Source organism: Stenotrophomonas sp. SrG (assembly GCF_050031795.1).
In the GTDB taxonomy this organism is placed as follows: Bacteria; Pseudomonadota; Gammaproteobacteria; order Xanthomonadales; family Xanthomonadaceae; genus Stenotrophomonas; species Stenotrophomonas rhizophila_A.
The window spans coordinates 1-229 of sequence record NZ_JBNBBE010001823.1 but is presented as its reverse complement, the minus strand read 5'-3'; the positions used below and the strand labels follow the sequence as shown (position 1 = coordinate 229).

General features: G+C 74.7%; 1 pseudogene. It reads left to right on the top strand.

Annotated elements, in window-relative coordinates:
- Positions 1–229: pseudogene (locus tag ACQG3P_RS25505) on the top strand (efflux RND transporter periplasmic adaptor subunit); the annotation flags it as partial.

Below are 229 nucleotides of genomic sequence, written 5' to 3'. Positions count from 1 at the left end.
GTGCCTGCTCGCACTGGCCGGCTGTGCCAAGGAAGCGCCCACGGCCCCGGCCAGCCCGGACGCCGGCCACGGCGAACCCGGCCACACCGAAGCGGGCGAGGACCACGACGACGCAGCGGACAGCACCACCATCCCTGCGGCGATGGCCGACCAGTCCGGGAGCAAAGTCACCCCGGGCGCCGCCGGCTCCATCGCCGACGAACACGACGTGCAGGGCCTGCTGACCCCG